Annotated in this window: 18 protein-coding genes, 1 tRNA gene and 1 pseudogene; 17 read left to right on the top strand and 3 right to left on the bottom strand. The window is 45.6% G+C overall.

The genetic code is table 11. From position 1 onward, the window contains the following. Positions 1–35 precede the first annotated feature (35 nt). The 8 genes and pseudogenes from ruvA to pal all read left to right on the top strand — a co-directional run bounded on the left by ruvA (position 36) and on the right by pal (position 6,223). Positions 36–638: a Holliday junction branch migration protein RuvA gene (gene ruvA, locus UNITIG_RS04730; RefSeq protein ID WP_101757355.1), complete on the top strand. Its 603-nt coding sequence runs from the start codon at positions 36–38 to the stop codon at positions 636–638. A 77-nt stretch (positions 639–715) separates the two neighbouring features. After that, positions 716–1,768: a Holliday junction branch migration DNA helicase RuvB gene (gene ruvB, locus UNITIG_RS04725; protein WP_101757354.1), complete on the top strand. Its 1,053-nt coding sequence runs from the start codon at positions 716–718 to the stop codon at positions 1,766–1,768. Next, on the top strand, positions 1,768–2,181 hold the full coding sequence (gene ybgC / locus UNITIG_RS04720) for a tol-pal system-associated acyl-CoA thioesterase (protein WP_101757353.1): 414 nt from the start codon (positions 1,768–1,770) through the stop codon (positions 2,179–2,181). Before ruvB ends, ybgC begins: the two co-directional genes overlap by 1 nt. A 46-nt stretch (positions 2,182–2,227) precedes the next feature. After that, positions 2,228–2,914 (top strand): annotated as a pseudogene (gene tolQ, locus UNITIG_RS04715) (protein TolQ); the annotation flags it as partial. A gap of 120 nt (positions 2,915–3,034) precedes the next feature. Continuing rightward, a complete protein-coding gene (tolR, locus tag UNITIG_RS04710; protein ID WP_235015263.1) occupies positions 3,035–3,454 on the top strand; it encodes a protein TolR in 420 nt (139 codons plus the stop codon). Positions 3,455–3,472: 18 nt separating this feature from the next. Next, positions 3,473–4,201 carry an energy transducer TonB gene (locus tag UNITIG_RS04705; protein ID WP_101757350.1) on the top strand — a complete coding sequence of 243 codons (729 nt, stop codon included), beginning with the start codon at positions 3,473–3,475 and terminating at the stop codon, positions 4,199–4,201. Continuing rightward, entirely contained in the window at positions 4,198–5,487 is a 1,290-nt protein-coding gene (gene tolB, locus UNITIG_RS04700) for a Tol-Pal system beta propeller repeat protein TolB (protein ID WP_101757349.1), read from the top strand. Before UNITIG_RS04705 ends, tolB begins: the two co-directional genes overlap by 4 nt. A gap of 223 nt (positions 5,488–5,710) precedes the next feature. Then, a complete protein-coding gene (gene pal / locus UNITIG_RS04695; protein ID WP_101757348.1) occupies positions 5,711–6,223 on the top strand; it encodes a peptidoglycan-associated lipoprotein Pal in 513 nt (170 codons plus the stop codon). On the opposite strand, the gene UNITIG_RS23045 is transcribed toward pal, so the two are convergent. Further along, positions 6,215–6,373, bottom strand: a complete 159-nt coding sequence (locus UNITIG_RS23045) for a hypothetical protein (RefSeq protein ID WP_159931090.1) — start codon at positions 6,371–6,373, stop codon at positions 6,215–6,217. The genes pal and UNITIG_RS23045 overlap by 9 nt on opposite strands. Here UNITIG_RS23045 and ybgF point away from each other — a divergent pair. The 3 genes from ybgF to UNITIG_RS04680 all read left to right on the top strand — a co-directional run bounded on the left by ybgF (position 6,359) and on the right by UNITIG_RS04680 (position 8,085). Then, positions 6,359–7,201, top strand: a complete 843-nt coding sequence (gene ybgF / locus UNITIG_RS04690; protein ID WP_101757347.1) for a tol-pal system protein YbgF — start codon at positions 6,359–6,361, stop codon at positions 7,199–7,201. The genes UNITIG_RS23045 and ybgF overlap by 15 nt on opposite strands. A 46-nt stretch (positions 7,202–7,247) precedes the next feature. Beyond that, a complete protein-coding gene (queE, locus tag UNITIG_RS04685; RefSeq protein ID WP_101757346.1) occupies positions 7,248–7,892 on the top strand; it encodes a 7-carboxy-7-deazaguanine synthase QueE in 645 nt (214 codons plus the stop codon). Positions 7,893–8,009: 117 nt separating this feature from the next. Further along, positions 8,010–8,085, top strand: a tRNA-Lys gene (locus UNITIG_RS04680). A gap of 33 nt (positions 8,086–8,118) precedes the next feature. Here UNITIG_RS04680 and UNITIG_RS04675 read toward each other — a convergent pair. Then, a complete protein-coding gene (locus UNITIG_RS04675) occupies positions 8,119–9,204 on the bottom strand; it encodes a tyrosine-type recombinase/integrase (RefSeq protein WP_101757345.1) in 1,086 nt (361 codons plus the stop codon). Positions 9,205–9,573: 369 nt separating this feature from the next. Next, positions 9,574–10,242 carry an SOS response-associated peptidase family protein gene (locus UNITIG_RS04665; RefSeq protein ID WP_101757344.1) on the bottom strand — a complete coding sequence of 223 codons (669 nt, stop codon included), beginning with the start codon at positions 10,240–10,242 and terminating at the stop codon, positions 9,574–9,576. A gap of 30 nt (positions 10,243–10,272) precedes the next feature. Between UNITIG_RS04665 and UNITIG_RS04660 the strand changes: the two genes are divergently transcribed. The 6 genes from UNITIG_RS04660 to UNITIG_RS04630 all read left to right on the top strand — a co-directional run bounded on the left by UNITIG_RS04660 (position 10,273) and on the right by UNITIG_RS04630 (position 16,094). After that, positions 10,273–10,707 carry a LexA family transcriptional regulator gene (locus UNITIG_RS04660; RefSeq protein WP_235015262.1) on the top strand — a complete coding sequence of 145 codons (435 nt, stop codon included), beginning with the start codon at positions 10,273–10,275 and terminating at the stop codon, positions 10,705–10,707. Continuing rightward, positions 10,640–11,944: a Y-family DNA polymerase gene (locus UNITIG_RS04655; RefSeq protein ID WP_369809142.1), complete on the top strand. Its 1,305-nt coding sequence runs from the start codon at positions 10,640–10,642 to the stop codon at positions 11,942–11,944. The genes UNITIG_RS04660 and UNITIG_RS04655 overlap by 68 nt, the downstream gene beginning before the upstream one ends. A 713-nt stretch (positions 11,945–12,657) precedes the next feature. Then, on the top strand, positions 12,658–13,017 hold the full coding sequence (locus UNITIG_RS04650; protein ID WP_101757342.1) for a hypothetical protein: 360 nt from the start codon (positions 12,658–12,660) through the stop codon (positions 13,015–13,017). 494 nt (positions 13,018–13,511) lie between these two features. Next, positions 13,512–13,832, top strand: coding sequence for a VOC family protein (locus UNITIG_RS04640; RefSeq protein WP_101757340.1), 321 nt, complete (start codon positions 13,512–13,514; stop codon positions 13,830–13,832). Between the two features lie 245 nt (positions 13,833–14,077). Further along, on the top strand, positions 14,078–14,659 hold the full coding sequence (locus tag UNITIG_RS04635; protein ID WP_145999093.1) for a hypothetical protein: 582 nt from the start codon (positions 14,078–14,080) through the stop codon (positions 14,657–14,659). Between the two features lie 433 nt (positions 14,660–15,092). After that, positions 15,093–16,094: an ankyrin repeat domain-containing protein gene (locus UNITIG_RS04630; RefSeq protein ID WP_101757338.1), complete on the top strand. Its 1,002-nt coding sequence runs from the start codon at positions 15,093–15,095 to the stop codon at positions 16,092–16,094. Positions 16,095–16,151: the final 57 nt, after the last annotated feature.

Genomic DNA, 16,151 nt, shown 5'->3' with positions numbered 1-16,151 from the left:
CTGTTGATCACGCCAATGGACAGAGGAGTGGGGCAGTGATCGGTCGAATAAGCGGGGTTTTGCTGGAGAAGCAGGCACCTGAAATTTTAGTTGATGTCAGCGGTGTCGGCTATGAGCTGCAGGTGCCGATGACCACTCTCTATCAATTGGCCGACATTGGTGAAAGTGTGACCTTGCATACCCACTTCGTCGTGCGCGAAGACGCGCAATTGCTATACGGTTTTGCCCAGCTCAGTGAGCGACGCTTGTTTCGCGCCTTAATCAAGGTAAATGGTGTTGGCCCCAAGTTGGCATTAACAATTTTATCAGGCATAGAAAGCGATGATTTTGTGCGCTGTGTGCGTGACGGCGATACCGCGTCGTTAGTACGCTTGCCAGGTGTTGGTAAAAAGACAGCCGAGCGTTTATTGGTGGAAATGAAGGACCGTCTGAATGATTGGCAGGTCAGCAGCGAGGTGACGGGTAGCAGTGCTGCTGATATCGATTTAAGCTCAAATATGCTGGCGGAAGCAGAGAGTGCTTTGATAGCGCTAGGCTATAAGCCCCAAGAGGCGAGCAGGGCGATTGCCAAAGTGAATAATGATAGTATCAACAGCAGCGAACAATTAATCCGCAGCGCTTTAAAAAATATGCTTTAACACTATTCTATTAACAATAAAAAAGGCTCTCGACATTTGTTGCTAATGCCTTTGTAGCGAGCCCACAGCTAACACTCATGATTGAAGAAGACCGCTTGATTGCCCCCATAGCTGCGCCGAAAGAAGAGGCGCTGGACAGGGCTATTCGTCCAAAAACCTTAGCGGATTATGTTGGGCAACCGGTTGTCCGCGAGCAGATGGATATTTTTGTGAGTGCGGCTAAATTACGTAGCGAGCCATTGGATCACACCCTTATTTTTGGGCCGCCAGGATTGGGTAAAACAACGCTGGCAAATATCCTTGCCAATGAGATGGGGGTGTCATTAAAAACAACCTCCGGTCCGGTGCTGGAAAAAGCCGGTGATCTTGCTGCTTTGCTGACCAATCTGGAGTCAGGTGATGTGTTGTTTATTGATGAAATTCATCGCTTGAGTCCAAATATTGAAGAAATATTGTATCCGGCGATGGAAGATTATCAGTTGGATATTATGATTGGTGAAGGTCCGGCGGCGCGCTCGATTAAATTGGAGTTGCCGCCGTTTACCTTGGTAGGTGCTACCACCAGAGCCGGGTTACTAACATCTCCACTCAGGGATCGTTTTGGTATTGTGCAGCGTTTGGAATTTTATAATACCGCCGATCTGACGCATATCGTTGGGCGTTCTGCGACTATATTAGGTGTGGCAATGGATGCGGAAGGTGCTCATGAAATTGCCCGTCGTTCCCGGGGAACGCCGCGCATCGCCAATCGCTTATTGCGGCGCGTGCGGGATTATGCAGAAGTTAAAGGCGATGGCAATATCACCAAACCGATAGCTGATAGAGCGTTGGATATGCTCAATGTCGATCAGCATGGTTTTGATCATCTGGATCGGCGCTTATTGTTAGCCTTGATTGAAAAATTTGATGGTGGGCCCGTGGGTATCGATAGTCTTGCTGCGGCGATTAGTGAGGAGCGCGGCACTATCGAGGACGTACTGGAGCCTTATCTAATCCAGCAGGGGTATATTATTCGCACACCTCGAGGACGCATGGCGACACGCAGTGCCTATTTGCATTTTGGGCTGGATATGCCACATAGCAAAGAACGCGAGCAGTTGACTGGGCTGTCTGTGGATGAGGGAGAATAATGGCTGCGGTATTTGAGTGGCCTTTGCGCGTCTATATAGAAGACACCGATGCAGGTGGTATTGTTTACTACGTGAATTACTTAAAATTTATTGAGCGAGCCCGTACCGAATACTTACGCAATTTGGGCTTTGGTAAAGATTTTATCTTTAATAATGACTTGATGTTTGTCGTGCATTCCATCAATTGTGCTTATCAAAAACCAGCACGGTTAGACGATCAGCTATTAGCAACCGCCAGCATAGTAGAAATGGGAAAAACATTTATGCTAATGGAGCAAAAAGTGTATCGCCCATCAGGTCTGTCGTTGGATAATGAACTGCTTTTCACTGCTGCGGTCAAAGTGGCTTGCGTGAACCGCAATACGATAAAGCCGCAGCGAATTCCGCAGCCATTATTATTGGCATTGCAATAACAGAAACAGCTTAAAATAAACAAATTGATTCAGTGGAGAAGGTCGCGTGACAGAAGAATTATCGGTATGGCACTTAATTGTCAACGCCAGTCTAACGGTACAGGGCGTGATGCTGCTGCTATTTATTGCATCAGTGATTTCCTGGTTTATGATTATCCAGCGCGGTTTTTATTTTCGGGCAACTAAGCGTGCGATGGAGCAGTTCGAGCGTCAGTTTTGGTCTGGCGTTGACCTGAGTCAGTTGTTTCGACAGGGGTCGGTAAAGGCTGAGGCTGGAACCAGTTTTGCTGGCATGGAGAGCATTTTTCGCGCCGGTTTCAAAGAATTCTCGCGATTGCGGCAGCAAGTGGGAGCCGATGCCGATGCGGTGATGGAAGGTGCGCAGCGAGCAATGCGAGTGGCTAATTCGCGCGAAGAAGAGCAGCTGGACAAACATCTCCCTTTTTTAGCAACCGTAGGCTCGACCAGCCCATACGTTGGATTATTCGGTACGGTTTGGGGGATTATGACGTCCTTCCAAAGTTTATCCACCATGCACCAGGCCACGCTGGCTACCGTGGCGCCCGGGATTTCCGAGGCTTTGGTAGCGACGGCCATGGGTTTGTTTGCTGCTATACCTGCCGTTGTTGCCTACAACCGCTATTCTGCCCAAGTTGAAACGTTATTAAATAAGTACGATACCTTTGCCGATGAGTTTTACAGCATTTTGCACCGGCAAGCCCATACATCGTCAGCAGCAATAGCCGCTACCCAAACAGGTTCTCAGCGACCCGTTTCGCCGCCCGCAAATCCGGCGGAAAAACCTAAAAGCAATCCTAACCCTGCAACGCGTCCCAGCCTAAAAGGTTAAGAGATGTCCAGACGACTTAAACGCCGCAAGCCAATGGCAGAAATAAATGTGGTGCCTTATATTGACGTTATGTTGGTACTGTTAATCGTGTTTATGGTGACTGCGCCGATGTTAATGCAGGGCGTAAAGGTTGAGTTACCACAAGCGGCAGCATTGCCTGTGGGTAAACAAGATGATGAGCCTTTAATTGTGTCGATCAAGGCCGATGGCAGTTATTACTTGAATTTAGGTAAAGAGAAAGAGCAATCACAGTCGCTCAATGTTGTTCAGGATAAAGTTGGCAAGATAATGCGCCGTAAACCTAATACCACCGTGCTGGTTTGGGGAGATCAAAGTGTGCCTTATGGTAGTGTGGTGGCGCTTATGGCAGCCTTGCAGGCGGCGGGCGCGCCATCTGTTGGCCTGGTAACGGAAAACCCTTAAGCGCGATGTCTATATATCATGTATAAGTCGCTCACTTTACCGTTACTGGTTACCTTGTTTTTTCATGGGGTGTTGCTGGCATTTATTTTAATCGATGCGCCTGAACCCACACGTATAGTAAAGCGTGCAGCCACAAAATATATTCAGGCCGAATTAGTGACTTTGGATAAACCCAAGCAAGTTGAAAAACCGAAAAAAGCAGTCAAACCGGTTAAAAAAGAGAAGCCCAAGCCTGATGAAAGCAAGCAGATTGCGGAGAAAAAGCGGCAACAAGAACAATTAGCTAAAGCTGAGCAGCAAAAAAAACAACAAGCATTAGAGCAGCAGCGCATTAAGGAACGTGAGCAGAAGCGGGCTAAAGCTGAGCAAATGCAACGGCAAACTGAGCAGGAATTAGCAGATGCGATTGCCGAGGAAGAGGTGCGTAATCAGGCATTTAGTGATGTAGAAGTTGCCAATAGTTTTATCGCTTTAATTACCGAAGTGATCCAAAATAATTGGAATCGCCCGCCTAGTGCGCGCAATAGTATGGAAGCTGAACTATCCTTGCAGCTGGTACCAACGGGGGAGGTTGTGAGCGTTAAAATTATTCGCAGCAGTGGCAATGCAGCTTTTGATCGATCAGCCGAGGCCGCGGTATTAAAAGCTGGGCGTTTTCCGGAATTGCAGAAACTGCCCCCTAGAATTTTTGAACAATATTTTCGGCGTTTACGGCTGAAATTTAGACCAGAGGATTTACGTCTGTGATTCGCGCAGCATTAACTTTTTTTGTATTTATCGTTTTATCCCCACAGGTTTTTGGTCAGCTGACCATTGAGATTACCCAGGGGCGTGATAATCCTACTTCTATTGCTATTGTGCCCTTCGGTTGGCAGAGCTCAGGTTTTGCCAAAGAAGATGTGGCCAAGATTATTGAAGCAGATTTGCAGCGTACAGGTCAGTTTTCGCCGGTGTCTCGTGGCGATATGCTGGGTTTGCCGACAGAAAAAAGTGAAGTGTATTTTCGTGATTGGCGAGCATTAAATGTGGATTATTTGTTGGTAGGTAAATTAATTGCCACCAGCGACGGTTTTTCAGCGCATTATCAACTATTTGATGTTTATACCCAGCAAATGGTTTTGGATGGCAATGCGAATGGATTAGTCAACGATTTACGCGGCATTGCCCATAATGTGAGCGATCGTGTTTACCAGAAATTAACCGGGATTCGAGGCGCGTTCAGTACGCAACTATTATATGTGTCTGCGGTAGAGCGTGGTGCAGGAGAATTTACCTATCGATTATTGCGTTCCGATGTTGATGGTGCCAGAGAGCAGGTTCTTTATGAGAGTAATGCCCCGCTATTAACACCCGCCTGGTCACCGAATGGTGAAGATATCGCCTATGTCTCTTTCGAAACCACCCGGCCGGCAATTTATATGTATAACTTGCGTACTAAAGTGCGTACGCAATTGACCAATTTTAAAGGGCTTAATGGCGCGCCAGCATGGTCTCCTGATGGCAAGCAATTAGCTATGGTGTTGTCAAAAGATGGCAGCCCGGATATTTATGTGATGGATGTCGCAACTCGAAACCTGCAGCGGGTGACTCGCCATTTTGCTATTGATACCGAGCCAGCGTGGTTGCCTGATGGTAAATCGCTAATTTATACCTCGGATCGTGGTGGTAAGCCCCAGATCTACCAGGTAACCCTCGCAACCGGCTATGAAGAGCGAATCACCTATGAGGGTGATTATAATGCACGAGCCAGAGTGGTACCGGGCGGTCAGGGAATCATCATGGTGCACCGCTCCATGGGTAATTACCATATCGCCTTACAGGATATAGAGCGCGGCACCATTACTATCCTCACAGAAACTGATTTGGATGAGTCACCGAGCATCTCCCCTAACGGCGCGATGCTGCTGTATGCGACTAAATATCAAGGCAAAGGTATTCTGGCTGCGGTCTCGCTTGATGGTGGAGTTAAGTTTAGATTGCCTTCGCGATTTGGTGATGTACGCGAGCCCAGTTGGTCGCCCTATCTGGATTGAACCAATCTATACTGAAAAATATTTAGGAGAGATGCCAAAAGACTAGTGACTTTTTGCCTGATCACCGTAAAATGCGCGAAATAGAGTTAACATCGTTGCATTATATAGGTCTTAGGCTATAGCTCACTTGTCGATTAACGACTAGACTATAGCTCAAGCCGTCAGCTAATAGGGCTGACGCTAATAATTGATCCCTTTAACAACCAACCATTTAGGACTGATCATGGATATCAAAAAGACCCAACTGCTGAGTGCAATTTTTGCCTCTATTATATTAGTCGGCTGTGCTTCTAACAGCACTGACGATAGTGCTGCTGAAGCCGCTGCTGCTGAAGCCGCTGCTGCAGAGCAAGCTGCTGCTGAAGCTGCCGCTGCAAAAGCTGCTGCAGAGAGAGCCGCTGCTGAAGCTGCTGCCAATCTGGAAACTGTTTTTTACTTCGAATTCGATCAAGCAACCTTATCTGCGGCTACTCGCGCAGCATTGGATGCTCATGTCGTAATTTTGAAAAACAGCACAGCTAAAGTTCGCTTGGAAGGTCATGCGGATGAGCGCGGTACTCGTGAGTACAACATGGCTCTGGGTGAGCGTCGTGCTAACGCAGTTGCTAATTATTTAATAATCAATGGTGTCGATCGCTACCGCGTTGAAACTGTTAGCTATGGCGAAGAGCGCCCAATGGCCAATGGTTCTGATGCTGCATCATGGAGCAAGAATCGTCGCGTTGAATTAAAGTAATTTAATTCGCTGTCGTGTCGCTGCGGTGTTGGGATAAATTCTTTCTGCCACCGCAGTGTTTTGATCAACGATAGTTGCCACAGCGGTAGTAATAAAACCGCATTTAATACCGTAAGCCATATAGAAAGAAACTCTATGTCTATTCAGCATAAACATTCTGCCGCGCTAGCCCTTAGTGCGGCTTTTGTTTTTTTGGTATCTGCTTTTAGTAGCGTTAGTATTGCTCAGGCGCCCATTGTTGATGCCAGCATCGATTCCAGTTCTCGCTCTCAAGTGGGTGCAGCTGCGTCGCCACCAGCCCAAGCAAATACTGGTGCAGACACAGCACAGGCCTCCGGGTCGTCTCAAGGTGAAATATTTTACCAGCTGCAATTACTGCAACAAGAAGTGATGCAGTTGCGTGGTATTGTTGAAGAACAGTCGTATTTACTGAAGCAAGTAAAAGAGCAGAACATGGAGCGTTATATTGATCTTGACCGTCGTGTTGGCGAACTGACTGCTGGCGGTGCGCAGAATGCCAACTCTGGCGCAGGTGCTAAGGCTATTGGGCCTATCAGTACCCGGCCAGCCGTTGAGGCTAGCGTAATGGCTGGTGAAAAAGAAGCTTATGATGCGGCCTATGGCCTAGTGACCAGTCGCCGCTTCGATGAGGCGTTAGATGCGTTCAAAGTATTTTTAGTTGATTTTCCTAATGGTCGTTATGCGCCCAACAGTCATTACTGGATGGGCGAGTTATACCAGGTAATTCAGCCGCAAAATCTTGAAGGCGCCAGACAGTCGTTTACTCTATTGTTAAGTGAGTATCCCGGCAATGCGAAAGTACCGGATGCCAAATATAAATTAGGTAAGGTGTATTATCTGAAAGGCAATAAGAGCAAGGCGCGCGAACTACTTGAGCAAGTGGTGACTGAATACAGTAACGGACCTAATTCTTCCTCAGCCGATAAAGCTAAACAGTTTATCAATGCTAATTTCTAAACGGCCTGGTTATTACCTGGTTGCGCTCTAGTGAATACCAGTGCCAATGACCGATTTACGTATCACTGAAATATTTTATTCGCTACAGGGTGAAACCCGCACGGTTGGTTTGCCGACGGTTTTTATTAGATTAACCGGCTGCCCTTTGCGCTGTGGTTACTGTGATACCGAATACGCCTTTCATGGTGGCGATAAAATGTCGCTGGCAGCTATCGTCGAAAAAGCAGCAAGCTATAAGCCGCGTTATATTACCGTCACTGGCGGTGAGCCTCTGGCGCAACCCAATTGCCTCCCGTTACTTACAGCGCTGTGTGATCAGGGCTACGAGGTATCTCTAGAGACCAGTGGCGCAATTAGCCTCGAAGGTGTTGATCCGCGCGTAGTCACCGTGATGGACCTCAAAACCCCAGCCTCCCAAGAAATGTCCAAAAATCGTTACGAAAATATCGCCTTGCTAGCGGCAAAAGATCAATTGAAGTTTGTCATTTGTGATCGGGCTGATTACGAATGGGCCCGTTTTAAAATGGATGAATACCAACTTTCCAGCAGGGTCGGTGAAATATTGTTCTCGCCGAGCTTTGGTCAGGTGAATGCTACTGAATTGGCAGAATGGATTTTGGCTGACAATTTGCCAGTACGATTACAGCTGCAGTTACACAAAATCCTGTGGAATGACGCTGCGGGGCACTGATCTGCCAGTCAAATAGTGGGCCTTTAGGTCAATAAACAGGCAGTGATTTTTTTTAGCTAACTGCTTAAAAAGACTTGTTTTTTTCAATGAAATCATTAGTATATGCGCCTCCTTCCGGGGCCGTTAGCTCAGTTGGTAGAGCAGTTGGCTTTTAACCAATTGGTCGCTGGTTCGAATCCAGCACGGCCCACCATTTTTCTCGTTTTACATCAAGTAGTTAATCAAATCAGTGATTAATTGCGCGATGCCTTAGTACTACCAGTGCCGGAGTTTTGCCGGACTTGCCTTCACATACCCTGTTTGCTGCCTCTATAAGCTCCTCCAATTCAGGGGCAGAGTAGTGGGATGTAATATCTCCATTGCGGTGACCCAGTAAAATCTTTCGGGTTTCCAGTGGCACTCCAGCAGCACGTAATCGACGTCCAAACGTATGTTTTAAATCGTGAACCCGAACCGGCAAGTTTAATTGCCGCCTTGCACGTTTCCAGCCATTGTTGTTGATACGTTCCACCGGTTGTGACCGATAGGTGAAAACATAATCTGCATGTTGGCCACGTACACTGTCCACAACTGATTGAGCAATACGATTCAGTACTACTAACCGATCTTCCCGATTCTTTACTCGCTCACCAGGAATCAGGAAAACAGAAGTATCCAGTTCTGGAACTACTATTTCCCACTCCCATTTGAGCTGGCAAACCTCTTGATCACGGCAGCCCGTATTCACCTTAAATAAACACATACGACTTAGATGATCGGGCAATACCCTAAACAGTGCATATTGTTCATCCCAGGAAAGAGGGTAAGGTTGTCGAGCATCATTTAATGGTAATAGCTGAATGAGTGGAGCTGTATCCAGCCAGGTTAAGCCATTTTCATCTCGCCATAAGCGTGCGCTTAAATTCAAAATTCGACGCACTACCGATAAGGCGAGATTGACGCTCTTATTTTTCCTGCCCAATTTCTTTCTTGCGGTAATGAACGGTAGCAGTGTTCCCATATGGACTTGATGTAACTCCAAGTCACCAATAAAAGGATCAAACTGTTTAAGGTGATGGGCACATTTATCGATGGTGGCCAAATGCATATTTTCTTCAAGATAGCGTGTTGCTGCCTGCCTGAATATTCGCTTTGGTCGCGCTCCAAATACTTGTGCCTGTCTCACCTCCTCAATCCGGCGGGCTAACATCAACTCCGCCGCTTTGAGGTTGCTTGTGCCAGTGCTTTCGAAAAGTTTTCGGCCAAGCACTTGTTTTTCAATGTGCCAGAACTCACCGCGTTTTCGTAATCCTGACGTTTGTTTTCGTCCCATATCTGTTCTCCTTTAGCAGAAGCGGGACGCCCGTTGCGGGACTTATAGTGCTCCACCCAAGCATCCATTTCAAGCCTGTCGAAAGCGATACCCTGTTTACCGATAGGTATTTGCACTAGGGCAGGTCTTACCTCACGGTTAAAACGGTTTTTATCCATGCCCAGATAGCTTGGTGCGTCTCTCAATCTGATTAGTCGTGGCTCCATACCGATATAGGTTATGACTGATAAGAATTAAACATGACTGATATTGATACAAAGCCTAAAGAAAGTTTGTCGACGCGTTTAGAGATTCTTTAAGTGATGGAGAGACAGCTAGCGCTGGAGCAGTTAGTAAAATAACGGCTGATCGACAGGCGGCATCCATTATTTAATGATTGGGCATTTGTGCGAGCCGTATTGGCTCTCCGATTTGATGTCGAGTACTCATTTTATCGATAGGTGTTGCTTTTAAATCTGTGTGTAATTTGGGAATTAAAAAGTCATTGAGGGCGCTAGTTGGCGTTGCATCACAATCTAACCATTGCTCAAACTGATTTTCTGATAACCATAAGGGTGTTGATTTACGATGGATGTTTGCAAGGGCGGGATGCCCCGGTAGGGTAATAATACTCGCAGAGATGACTACTTCACCTGTGAGCTTATCAGTCCATTCTTTAAACAAGCCGCCAAAGGCAATGGCGCTATCGTCAATCGGTTCGAGCAGGTGAGGTCTCTTTCCATCCTGTGACTCCATAAAGGCGGTAGCCGGGATGATACAGCGCGAGGTACGGAATTCAGGTCGACTAGCTAGTTTGTCATAACGCGTGTTCACGCTGAAATAGTCGGGATGCGGCTTCAGCCCAGTCTCTGTCTGCTTCAGGAACAGCCACCAGATAGCCTCTTTGATTGTGTTGCCTTTCGAGGTAGCTGTAATAATGGAAATGACGGCGCCCGGTTTGGCGTGTGGTTGATAGTGCAATTCGTCGGCATTCACACCTAAATTGCCTGCTAATTGAACAATGCTTTTCTTCTTGATTAAGACAAAGTTAGTACACATAATACTGTTTTTATATACAGGTGTTTAGTTGTGGCTACTATTATCCCTATTTCAGCGCATGAAGCAAAAACCTTTTTGTCTCTACCTCTGTTTGGTTGTTCGGTACCAGCAGGCTTCGCTAGCCCAGCGGATGATTATATTGAAGGAACGCTCGATCTTAATGAACATTTGATCCGGCACCCTGCAGCGACTTTTTATTGTCGAGCCTCGGGTCACTCAATGAAAGAGCTTGGCATTTTGGATGGCTGCCTGTTAATCGTCGATCGTGCGGAAGCCCGAATTCATGGCGCCATCGTTATCGCCGTTATTAATGGGGAGCTGACATGCAAAGTGCTAGATATTCACCGGCAACGATTGCTCAGCGGCAATGATGAGTTTTCTCCTATCCCGATACCTGATGGAGCTGATTTTCATACTGAGGGCGTCGTTATACACGCGATTAATACCTATGTTAGGGCTGGTTGATTGTAACGCCTGCTACGCGTCTTGTGAGCAGATATTTCGCCCTGAGCTACGAGGGAAACCGGTCGTTGTGCTCAGTAACAATGACGGCTTTGTGGTGGCTCGATCGAAAGAAGCCAAGGCCTTAGGCATTGAAGACCTTGTGCCTTTCCATAAAATTGAGCACATTCTTCGCCGTCATAGTGTCACTATATTCTCATCCAATTACCCCTTATACGGTGATATTTCAAACCGGGTGATGGACACGTTGAATCAATATTCCCCCTCAATAGAGATTTATAGCATCGATGAAATGTTTCTTGATTTTACCGGTATCCAAGAAAACTGGAGTGAGTATGGTCACCGTATAAAAGATACCGTGTGGCAGCATGTAAGAATGCCGGTCGGTGTAGGGATTGCCCCCAGTAAAACATTAGCGAAGCTCGCTAATCATGTCGCTAAAAAGCACCGACAAGGTAATGGTGTTTGTGTGCTTGATACCCCAGAAAAGTGGGAGTGGGTATTACGACGATTACCGGTGACTAAGGTGTGGGGAATCGCTAGTCGATTGGCAAAGCGGTTAGCTGAACATCACATTTATTCGGCCTGGGACTTAGCAGCATCCAACCCCAAAATGATTCGTCAAATGAGTTCGGTTTGTTTAGAGCGGACAATCGAAGAACTCAATGGCAGGCAGTGTTATGGATTAGAAGAGTTACCTCCTGCCAAAAAACAGATTTATTGTACGCGCGGCTTTGGTCACCGATTGACGGAGCTTGAACCGATTCAACAAGCGGTCTCTTTATATACTCGGCGAGCGGTTGAAAAACTACGGCAGCAAAAACATCTTGCACAGACTATTCATTTTTTTCTTCATACATCCCCATTTGAACCCGGTTTTTACAGCAACAGTCAGGTGGTTCAGCTACCGTTTCCAACGGATGACGCAAGAGTGATAACCAAGGCGGCTAAGCAGGCGATAATGAATCTATATAAACCCGGCCATCGTTTTATGAAAGCCGGAGTAGGTTTGATAGCGATGGTTGATAAAAAGCACCATCAATTTGATTTATGGCATCCAGGGCAATCTGAGCACACAGATAAATGGGTCAAGGCGTTAGATCAGGTCAACCATCGCTTTGGTAAAGGCACTGTCCATTTAGCCTCGGAAGGGTTCACCAAAAAGTGGTATATGCGGCAGCAATTTACTTCGCCAGCTTATACAACTCGATGGAGTGATCTTCCGGTGATAGCTTGTTAATAAGATGAAGCTAAGCGACTTCACTTGTTTAGGCGAGTTAGATGACAGTACGCGAGATTTCTAGCAAGTATCCTGAGGTTAAGGGGGAGCTTAGCATTTCGCTCGTTGTAACTTTGTAAATAAGAACACAGAAATATAGACTGTAAATATATAGAGGGGAATAACGTCAATGACCCAATACCAAAAAAAGTGAATATGCTTATTTGTAGTAGCTCAGACGGCCTTTTCAACAGCCCGCTTAACTACTCTGACAGATTGTCGCACAAAGCCTTTCCCTTGATTGGTGTATGAAAGATAAATAAGGTCTGAAATCAGGGGCGAGCGGTCATTGCTCATGCTTTGGCCATTTAGCTCACTGTTGACCCAAAGCAGGCCTAATCAATTACTCATTTCTAGCTCCCGAAAGCGGACATTTACCCATCACCGGGGTCCGCATTTGCCCCTGATCGTATTTTGCAATAATGCGGGTCCGCATATTGCTCATTAGGTTTTCTTCTGTATGGATTAAGTCGTTGATTAAAAGGGGTAATAATCATTTTACAAAAATGGCGAGTGTAATAACACGGACCAAATAGTTCGTGTTATTACGAATGGTTAAATATTAATCAAAATAGTAACTTATTGAAAACTAAGATAAAGTAGAGAGGTAAATAATAACCAATACAAATTAATCTACGGACCGCAGGGTCCGTACTATTACACTGTTATGAGTCATGAATATGCATCCAGCCAAGCTAACTGTTGTCGCTAGTATTTTTATAGCAATTGGATTGGCATCTGTCGCCATATTCAACGGTATTGAAAAATCTTATGAGCTTTCTCATATTGCAGCAATCGGTGTCACGCTTGGAATAGTAATTGGCCCAGAGTTATCAAGTAGTAACATTACACTCAAGCTGAAAGTACAGCAGGCTATAGGTGGTATGATGTCAGGGTTTCTAATCAGTACATACTATTATGCTGAGCTTTGGATGGCGCCTAGCTTGCTAGTTTTTATATTCACAGTATTAGGTGGTATTGCGGGGGCGTTCCATGGCTCGGGTAGTGAAGAGCCTAGCACGTTCGGGTATTGAGTGTAAAAACTCATAACAAGTCAATCAAAGTTCGCCTTCGGCTGGACGCGCTAACGCGCGCCCTTTATTGAGGCGTTATGACTTCCCAGAGCTAAAACATGGAATTTGAGCACGAGCTACGAACGATAAAGGAAAAGAGGGAAAAATTGTACAAGCTGGATGCACCTATAGCTCTCTGTCTCATCACAGGTCTGGTATCCCAGTACTTTATACCCGCTATGGCACCAGTTTTTGGTATTGCTGCCTTTGCTCTTTTTTACCATCGGCTTTATCGTACTGCCCATACTCCGTGCCCTCGTTGCAAAGCCCCTTTTGGTAGCTCTGCAAAAGTTATTCTTGGTCCAGGATCCAACGAGTGCCAAAATTGTAAGCTGGAATTACATGCAACAAAGTCATAACAAAACGGTCAATGGCGCCTTCGGCTGGACAGCTTTAAGCGTGGCTTCGCCACAAAGCTGCCCATTACCTCCGCGTTATAGCCCATTGGAGATTAGTTGAAAATTTCTCTCTTAGTCATTAGGTGCAAAGATATAGAAGTAAGTAAAGGCTTCTACCAATTGCTGGGTTTGTCTTTTGTCAAAGAGAAACATGGTAATGGCCCTGCGCATTATTCATGTGAGCATGATGGCATTGTATTTGAGCTTTACCCAAACAACGGTGAATCTCCGCAGGACAATAATCGGTTAGGTTTTAAGGTTTCAGATCTAGCCACCACAATTAAAAATGTAACCGTCACTAGTTCATATGAGTTTGAAGGTAATACTATATATGTACTTACAGACCCAGATGGGCGTAAGGTAGAAATTAGTGAGTAAAGCTATAACAAGTTTAGCCATGCTCGCACTTCGTGCTGGACCTCCGCAAACTGTCACCTTTTTTGTTCCAAAAAAGCCGCCAGTTTGCTCCGGCCCATGCTAAAGGCGTTATGCAATCAGATAGGCACATGAGGATTTTATAGCAAGTGGCTAAACGTCAATTCAGTGATGCAGAGCGATACGCGGTTTATACTGCTCACAGGGAAAAGTGTTATATGTGCACTGAGCCTGTGGATTTATATTCTATGCAAGTAGATCATGTTATACCTGAGGCTCTGCTAGATAACCCAGAAGAACTAGCTGCGACTATTGAGGCTTTCAATTTGCCTAACGATTTCGATATTCAGTCATATCGAAACTGGCTTCCCTCTTGTGCGAGGTGTAACAATCGAAAGCGCAGTCGCATCTTTAAGCCAACGCCTCGAATCCAGTTAGAGCTCGAAATAGCAGCGGAGAAAGCTGCTCATGCAGAAGAGCTGGCAAATAAAGTTGTTTCTAATCAAGTAATGTCTAGAGCTTGGAATACCATCAAGAGAGCAGCAGATGCGGGCAGTCTTGGACAGAATATCCAAAAAGAAATTATGGAATTTAGTCAGTTCCATGAGGCCGAACGAGAGGTTGATGTCTCTCAAGAGCCAATATTGCTCTCCCCATTAATTGAGGTAATAAGCGAGAAGAATGGCATTCGATTAGTGAAGGGGCCTTATGGTGTCGGTGGTGGCCCAATCGGCCCAGACGTCCATAGCAGTTTTCGTTGTCCATCATGTGGTCACTCTGCATGGAGCGGCGCACGGTGTGTTGTGTGTGGGGAAATGAGTGATGATTAGAGGTCGGAGAAATGCATAAAAATTAATCTACGGACCGCAGGGTCCGTACTATTACACTGTTAAATGGCTCTGCTTGCAAAATATTTTTTACATGATCAACAAGCATTGTAGTTCTCACACTGTAGGTCATTTTAGATTGTGCTAGCATTGAGTTTAAAGCACCGCATTAACATCTTGGTGCCTTCGTTCAGCAAATGTGGCAACATCAAAAGATCACTTCGTTATGTGGTGTGCCACTAAGAGAAATTGGGTAATGGAAATTGGCTAAGATTTCTTGCAGAGAGCTACCGGCAATATCGGTTCCGCTAACGCTACACATAGCGGCACTTAGCTCAGCCAGCAGTTCCCCACTTAACAAGTGCAAGCACAATCGCCAGCAAGCTGGCTGGACGTCGCTACGCTCCGCCTGTGTTGCAGGCGTTAAACTCAAAATATGACCGAAGACTTTTCAGATATAGAAAATGCAATTGAAAGTGGCGATAGTGATTACATCTATGGCGAAAGTTCACAGCGAATCGTTAAAAGTAAATTGTTCGCAATGGCTTGTGATAAAGGGGACGTTGAAGTTATTAGAGCTTTTTTGCAACACGGCATAGATGTAAAAGAGCCTTCTTGGGTTTATGGATTTCCTTTTGAAGCCGCATGCCACCAAGGTGATACTGAAGTCGTCAGTTTCTTGTTGTTAAATGGGTGTGATGTGAACCCGGAGAAAGGACGCCATGCTGGAATGTGGATTCCAAGCTCCCCTTTGTGCAGGGCAACGCACTCAAATAAACAGTCTGTGGTGAAATTATTGCTTGAAAACGGTGCGGATCAGAACTTTAGATGCCACAATGATACTCATTCACCATTATATTATGCTGTAGAAAATTCTGACGAGGCAATTGTCGATTTACTATTGGAATATAAGCCTGATTTTAAATGGATAAAAAATAGAATTGCAATTTCACTGGCGTCAAGAATAGGAAATAAAAGCATACTCGAGAAGTTACTAATTGCATCAAATATAAATATAAAAATGAAAACTGTAAACAGCTTTCATAGTATTCACGGGCCTAAATCTCCATTGCAAGAAGCAACTGAGCATGAAAACTTTGACTGTGTTGAAGTACTAATAAAGCATGGAGCAAATCCCAATGTGGCCTCTGGAGAGCAGGCGATAACGCCGTTAATCTATGCCATCAAGAATGGGAATCTTCAAATACTGAAATTTCTTCTAGGTCATGGTGGTAAATTTACTGCGTCTATAGATGAATTTAATTCTGATATTTCAGCGTCAGTTTACGCCAGAAACCAAGGCCACCTTGAAAAGTTTGCTAAGGAGTCAGGAAGCCCTGAAATGATTGAGTTTGTTAGCGATATTGTAAAAGGCTTGTACCCAAACAAAGTAAAACCAAGCATTCTTTCGGCCTTTATTGCAAGACTGAGAGGGTGAAAAGTTTAAAAATTAATATACGGACCGCGGGTCTGTTAAACACACTGTTAGCCTCAC

It is taken from the genome of Oceanicoccus sp. KOV_DT_Chl (assembly GCF_900120175.1).
Taxonomy (GTDB): Bacteria; Pseudomonadota; Gammaproteobacteria; order Pseudomonadales; family Dasaniaceae; genus Oceanicoccus.
The sequence above is the reverse complement of the archived record's forward strand: the minus strand, read 5'-3'. Positions and strand labels throughout refer to the sequence as shown.